Raw genomic sequence first — 6,698 nt, forward strand, 5'->3', positions numbered from 1 at the left:
ATTCCTGGAGGTGTAAACTCACCAGTAAGAGCCTTTAAAGGCGTTGGCGGAACACCTATTTTTGTTAAAGAAGCCAAAGGAGCGTATTTGTATGACGAAGATGGAAATCGTTTAATCGATTACATAAATTCTTGGGGACCAATGATTTTAGGTCATGCTTTTCAACCAGTTGTGAACGCCGTTATTGAAAAAGCCAAAAAAGGAACTTCATTTGGAATGCCGACTGAAATTGAAACCCAAATTGCAGAATTAGCTGTTTCAATGGTTCCGAATATTGATAAAATACGCTTTGTAAATTCAGGAACTGAAGCATGTATGAGTGCCGTACGTTTAGCAAGAGGATTTACAGGAAAAGATAAAATTATCAAGTTTACAGGGTGTTATCACGGGCATTCCGATTCGTTTTTGATTCAAGCGGGAAGTGGTGCGAGTACCTTCGGAACACCAAATAGTCCTGGAGTTACAAAAGGAACGGCCAAAGATACCTTGCTAGCAAAGTATAACGATATTGAAAATGTTGCCCAATTAATTGAAGCAAACAAGAACGGAATTGCCTGTATTATTATTGAACCTGTTGCAGGAAATATGGGTTGTATTCCACCAAAGGAAGGGTTCTTGCAAGGGTTAAGAGATTTATGTGATGCAAATAATATATTACTGGTTTTTGATGAGGTGATGACAGGATTTCGTTTAGCGAAAGGTGGCGCTCAAGAACGGTATAATATTAATGCAGATATTATTTGCTTCGGAAAAGTAATTGGTGGTGGATTACCTGTAGGTGCTTTTGCAGCAAGAAACGAAATTATGAATCATTTAGCACCTTTAGGACCAGTTTATCAAGCGGGAACTTTAAGCGGAAATCCGTTGGCTATGGCTGCTGGTTTAGCGATGTTAACGGAGTTGAATACGGATAGCAAAGTCTTTAAAAGATTAGAAGAAAAAACAGCATATCTACATGAAGGTATTGCTAAAGTTTTGGTTGATAATAAAATTACGCATACCATAAACAGAGTAGGCTCGATGATTTCTGTGCATTTTGATGAGGGCCAAGTTATTGATTTTGATACCGCTGCAAAAGGTAATAATGAAACCTTTAAAAAATTCTTTCACGGCTTGTTAAATGAAGGTATTTATATTGCGCCTAGCGCTTTTGAAACGTGGTTTATAACGGATGCTTTAAGTTATGAGGATTTAGATTTTACAATAGCTGCGGTAAATACGGTAGCGAAAACGCTATAAATGATCTTTTAGTTATTAGCCAATTAAATAAGAATTGGTAAAAGAATTGACTATTTCTTCGCTCATTTTCGGAATATGAATAATAAAAGTAATTACATAACTTGTTGGCAACAATAAAAAAAACGAACATTTAAGGTTTTAAGAAATGGTAAAAAATTTGGTAATAGGAATAGCGATTTTTTTAGTTGTCACTTTTCTAGTTTGGAAGTTTTTTTATGGATTTTACAAAAAGGAATCTAGTGATAAGATGCGGAAGACATGGGGTTCGAGAATGTATTATTGGCACTTTATTTTAATGATTAGTGGACTAGTTACAACTTTAATAATATTGCTTTTAAAATGGGGTAATATTTTGACTTTTTAGAATTCTAAAGGGAATAATGAAAGGTTTAAAATATTTTTTCATGGGATGCTTTAAGTTATGGGGATTTAGATTTTACAATTGCTGCTGTGAATACGGTTGTGAAAACATCATAAATGACCGCTTGGTTATTAGTCTCTGATATAAATTAGTAAAAAAACTTGCTATAGCCTGGCTTATTTACAGGATTTGAGTAACAAAAGTTATTATAAACGAGTTGTACTTTATTATAATCAATCATTAAACATAGTTGAAATTCTTTTTAAAATAAACGAAGGTCCAATGACTAAATTATGTTGCCGAACTATACATAAGAAATAGAAGATAAAATACAGGTGAACTTGCAATTTAACTAGTCTTTAATTAATCGTTAAGCCAAAATACCAGTAATACCTAAATAATATCTAACAAGTTTCACCTATGTACCATGTAGCAGTAATTCCATATGAAGCCTGATTCTTGCAAGCCGACTCGGTTAAGCCATCTTTACACTCAGAATATCCAGAAGATCTAAGTACGCATTTGCCTGTCGATGCTTGAGGGTTATTAATCAGCTCTTTATTGCTTAGCTCGGCTGCCTGTTTCAGTTTGTCAATAAGTTTTTGTTTTTCTAACATATTAATATTATTTATATATGTAACAGTCTAAAGATAAGATTATTAAGTGTATTGTGCAATAGTGAATTTTTATTTTTTTGGAGAGCGTTATACATATCAAATAAATGTATCTTTATGAGGTAACGGTATAAAATAAGTGAATAATTGTAACATATAAATAGAATGACATGTTTAAATTGTAATAACTCGGTTAATGAAAATTTCTGTCCATCTTGTGGACAAAAAACATGAACACATCGTTTTTCTTTTAGCTACATTTTTGACAATGGTATTCTGGAAGAAATTTTTAATATTAATAAAAGTTTTTTCTTCACTTTAAAAGGTTAGTCGATTGGATTTATATATAAAACAAAACGCATCCCGAAAATTGGAATGCGTTTTTACATCAACTAAACTATAATCAAACTAACTAACTAAAATTTTTATTGCTTTTGTTTTTCTAATTCTTTTTTATCGTCTTTTTCCATTCTTTTCTTTCCATGGTTTCCTTTTTGACCTTTATGATCTCTTTGCATTTGCCATTTTTCCCATTTTGCGAATTGCTCCTCATTTAAAATGTTTTTCATTTTAGCTTTCATAGCAATTTTATAATCTAATCGGGCATTATCCATTTTTAAACGTTCCTCAGGTGTTGGTTTTTTAACCTCACCGCTTTCTTTTCTAGCTTTACGCTCGGCCATCATTTCTTTTCTTTTTGTGGCATTTTCTAAATTTATTTTTTGAATTTGCTTTTGTTGCGATTCGGTTAAATCGAGATGCAAAGTCATTTTTTTAGTTTGGTTTGTGGCAATATCCTCAGCAGATAGATTCATCATTTTATCTGCTCTTTCACCTTTATTGAATTTTTCTTTTTTTCCTTCTTGTGCTATAGCTTGTAGGCTTACAAGTGCTAATGCGATAATTATTAATTTTTTCATTTTATTTTTTATTAAGTTTTAATTGTATTTGTTCATTTGACCTTCAAATATTAAAAGGGTTTAATTGGGTTTAGGTTTTTAACGCCAGTTTAACATGTTGTACTTTTGAATTGGAAACGGATTTGCGTTAGGCCTGCCTACCGGCAGGCAGGACTTGGAATGAAAAGCCCGACGACGACCTAAGGAGGCGTAACGCCCTAAAAAAGGTAGGCAAGCTCTAAAAACTTATTTTGAAATTGGCATTTTTAAACTTACGCCTGTCTGGAAATCGGGGGCGTTGTTTACTTTTAAATCTTCCTTTAAAAAGAGTGAAAGTGTGTATTTTGGTGTGCCGTATGTGTATATGAAATTCCAGCTTGATAGGGCGTCGTATAAGGTGTAAACGCCGTTTTGCCAGCCGCCATTTATTTCGCGCCATTTACCAATTAATTTGTAATAATTGGCTTCTTCTTTTTTGTTGTAAGCCGATTGAATATGGTAATTTATTCCAAAGGCATTATAGTTTCCTTTTTTTGTGTATTTGGTAATTTCTACTTCGCCCTCGAAAGTTGCTAGAAATGGGCTGTTTCCTAAATCGATAACCTCTTTGAAATTGATAAGGTTTTTTGCTAAAGTATTGGCGCCTGCCGCAAAGTTAAGCTCGAAGTTGTTTTTAAGGGGTAGTTTTTTAATAATGTTTGCCGATATGCCAGCATCCATTGATGAATTGAACTTGGAGGTGTTTAAGCCAAAATGCGTGCCAAAATTTAAGTAAATATTTCTAGATGTGTTTATGGCGAGTTTTGGATAATAGTAGTGGTTAAGCTCCAGTCCGCCAATAAAAAAATCGTTATTATTGAGTTGTAAGGTATTATCGTTTCTGTCCAGATATTTGAAATTAACTTGGTTTAAACCATAATAACGCCGCCCAAATGGGTCTTCGCCACCTGCAACATTGCTGTGAAACCATTCCATCCCTTCGTCGCTTGTAAAAAATGAAAAAGGAAATTTTCCATTGGTAATTAAATAGGAACGTAGCGTGATTTCTAATTCGTGTTGTTTGTTAATTGGTATGTTTGTAGTGAATCTAAACTCTTTTATTACGGCATCGATAACGATGTTTAAATAATCGGCAGGTGTGGTTTCTTGGTCTATAAAGTTAAATTGGCGATCATGCCAAGTAACTTCACCAAGTTGTGCTCTTACTGCGGGATCTTTTGGGAAGTAAGCTTCCAAAAAGGGATGGAAATTATTGCCGCTGGTATAATTTAGCGCTAAAGTGGTTTTTTTTGGCGGTGCATATTTAAAATTAGTGTTTAATCGCGAACTAAAGATGCCAAAATGGTGTGTTGATAATATGCTTGGTTTCTCTATTCCGTTTTTTACGAATAAACTATCAGGCTCTTGAGTAGTCGCGATTAAACTACAAAAACAGAGTATAATAAAGAGTCTTTTTTTTAGCATCGCGTAAAAATAGGTAAAGTTTGAGTAATAATTTATGGCTTAGTGTTTAATTCTTGTTGTGCTTGTTTTATTAGTGATAACGTGACTTTAAATGTATTTGTGTTAGTCATTTTACCTTTTAAGAAACTGTAAAAACTAATCACGAAAATATCTTCTTTGTGCGTTTCTAACCAGTTAAATGCACTTTCAACTTTGTTTTTAAAAGCTTCTGATGTTATGTTTTCAGGGTTCTTGTAATACATTTCTATAAAGTTTAGATAGGTTATAACGCGCGCCTGATTTATGCTTTTCAAATATTTGTAATAACTTCTTTTAAAGCTTAATAATTTTGATTCAGTAAGGTTGATATTCTGCAATTCGATATGTAATAAAATTTCAATGAGGTTTTTTTTAATCACCCATTCTTTACCCGCTTTTTCCGTGTACCATTGGTCGGTATGGTAAAGTTTTGAAATTACCGAATGGGCCATTTTTAAATTGTTTTTCTGGAAATAAAAAACCGTTAAACTTAATTTAATATCTAGTGATGTTTCTGTGTCTTGGTGTTTTTGGTGCGTTAAAGACTCTAAAATTTGAATGGCTTGGTCTTGGTTGTTGCTATAATTTAAATTTAAAGCTTTTAATAAATGGTATTTTAAATTAAAGGTATTAAAGTGTTTCTTTTTATTCGAATTCATTTGCTGAAGCATTAACTCCAAATAGCGCAATGATTCATTAAATTTTTTATTTCTGAAAAGGGCGTTTGCAATGGCATATAATATTTGAATATGATAATACAGTTGTTTTTCGGTGTTTTTCCTTTGTAAAATAGATTGATAAGTATTTATAAGAAAGGGTTCAATTTTTAAATAATCTTTAGTTATAAAGGCTGAAATACTCGAGATAGTTACTAATTGGTATAATGATTTAAACGACAAAGAATCGTTTAGATTGATGTTGTGATCTTGTAGCGTATTGGTTAAAATGGTTTCTAAATCTAAAATCTCCCCTTTATATGAAATGCTATTTAAGGTTTGTCTGATTTTTGCGTAAACAATATTGAGTTCGTCTTCAAGTTGACTGTTTTTTTGATTGTTTTTGAATTTTAAAGTAAGTGAATTAAGGTCTGTTGACACAGTTTGTCCGTGAGCATATTGAATTTTTGTGTGATAAATTTCGTTTAGAAACGGAAATAAATCATGCTGGATTGCAAGTTTTTCAGCTTTATCTAAAATTTTATAGGCTACTTTATATTGTTTTTGTTGTAAAAAGGATTTTGAAGCTAGTATGTATTTGATGATTTGCATATCTACCGAGTTTTCCTCTTGTAGGCTTTGGTTTGCTGTAAAATCGATTAAGGAATCATGTAAACGTTTCCTTAGCGCGTGGTAAGCATTGTTCTTTTTGTTTCCGTAAAGCTTTGTGCAAATGGTTTTAGAATCTTGTTCGTTTTTTAATAACAGATTAAAAAGCTGGACATTTTTTGTGTCGTTGCGTTTATTCTTTTTTTCAAGATATGTAATGAATTTCTGCTGATTTTCAGTTGAAAGAGAAGAAATTATATCATTTAAATCGGTCATTTAATCGTCATTAAAAATAAGTTTATATCAGTAAATATAATACTTATTGTTAATTTTGTCTATTTTATATCGTAAGTTTTGTTTTAAAATTGTGTTTGGTGTGATTGTTTGATTTTGCAGATTTGCCTCATAATCATTAAAACAAAAAATTATGAATTATCAAACAACAGTTTCAATGGATGAAAAATCAAATGACTCAAAAGTTAAAAAGGAGATTAAAGTGTATGACCAAAAACCAACATCTGCTTTTATTGGGGCATCGTGGACGGCTTTATTAATTGGGATGACTTCCTATTGCATTGGTTTATGGAACGCTGATATGATGTTAAATGAAAAAGGATACTATTTTACCATCTTACTTTTTGGTTTATTCTCGGTAATTTCTGTGCAAAAAGCAGTTAGAGATAAAATGGAAGAGATTCCTGTTACCGATATCTATTATAGTATTAGTTGGTTTACAACCATAACGTCTATAGTGTTATTAGTGATTGGACTTTGGAACGCCGATTTACTTTTAAGTGAAAAAGGATTTTACGGTATGTCTTTTCTACTAAGTTTATTT

General features: G+C 32.1%; 5 protein-coding genes. 2 read left to right on the forward strand and 3 right to left on the reverse strand.

Annotation, left to right across the window (positions count from 1 at the left end):
- On the forward strand, positions 1 to 1,239 hold a 1,239-nt coding region (gene hemL / locus WBN21_RS13145; RefSeq protein WP_424201002.1), incomplete at its 5' end, for a glutamate-1-semialdehyde 2,1-aminomutase.
- A gap of 1,400 nt (positions 1,240 to 2,639) precedes the next feature.
- Here hemL and WBN21_RS13150 read toward each other — a convergent pair.
- The 3 genes from WBN21_RS13150 to WBN21_RS13160 all read right to left on the reverse strand — a co-directional run bounded on the left by WBN21_RS13150 (position 2,640) and on the right by WBN21_RS13160 (position 6,136).
- Positions 2,640 to 3,134 carry a hypothetical protein gene (locus tag WBN21_RS13150; RefSeq protein ID WP_424201004.1) on the reverse strand — a complete coding sequence of 165 codons (495 nt, stop codon included), beginning with the start codon at positions 3,132 to 3,134 and terminating at the stop codon, positions 2,640 to 2,642.
- 225 nt (positions 3,135 to 3,359) lie between these two features.
- The gene (locus WBN21_RS13155; RefSeq protein ID WP_424201006.1) at positions 3,360 to 4,577 is read right to left on the reverse strand and encodes a hypothetical protein; all 1,218 of its coding nucleotides are present in this window, start codon (positions 4,575 to 4,577) and stop codon (positions 3,360 to 3,362) included.
- A 32-nt stretch (positions 4,578 to 4,609) separates the two neighbouring features.
- Positions 4,610 to 6,136, reverse strand: coding sequence for a hypothetical protein (locus tag WBN21_RS13160; protein ID WP_424201008.1), 1,527 nt, complete (start codon positions 6,134 to 6,136; stop codon positions 4,610 to 4,612).
- Positions 6,137 to 6,287: 151 nt separating this feature from the next.
- Between WBN21_RS13160 and yiaA the strand changes: the two genes are divergently transcribed.
- A partial coding sequence (gene yiaA, locus WBN21_RS13165; RefSeq protein ID WP_424201010.1) for an inner membrane protein YiaA occupies positions 6,288 to 6,698 on the forward strand: 411 nt, incomplete at its 3' end.

The sequence above is a fragment of the Algibacter sp. genome, assembly GCF_049667265.1.
Classification (GTDB): domain Bacteria; phylum Bacteroidota; class Bacteroidia; order Flavobacteriales; family Flavobacteriaceae; genus Algibacter_B.

Bases quoted from the DNA above. Each gene is read 5' to 3' on its own strand.
- WBN21_RS13150 (WP_424201004.1), bottom strand. From the start codon at position 3,134: ATGAAAAAATTAATAATTATCGCATTAGCACTTGTAAGCCTACAAGCT.
- WBN21_RS13155 (WP_424201006.1), bottom strand. From the start codon at position 4,577: ATGCTAAAAAAAAGACTCTTTATTATACTCTGTTTTTGTAGTTTAATC.
- WBN21_RS13160 (WP_424201008.1), bottom strand. From the start codon at position 6,136: ATGACCGATTTAAATGATATAATTTCTTCTCTTTCAACTGAAAATCAG.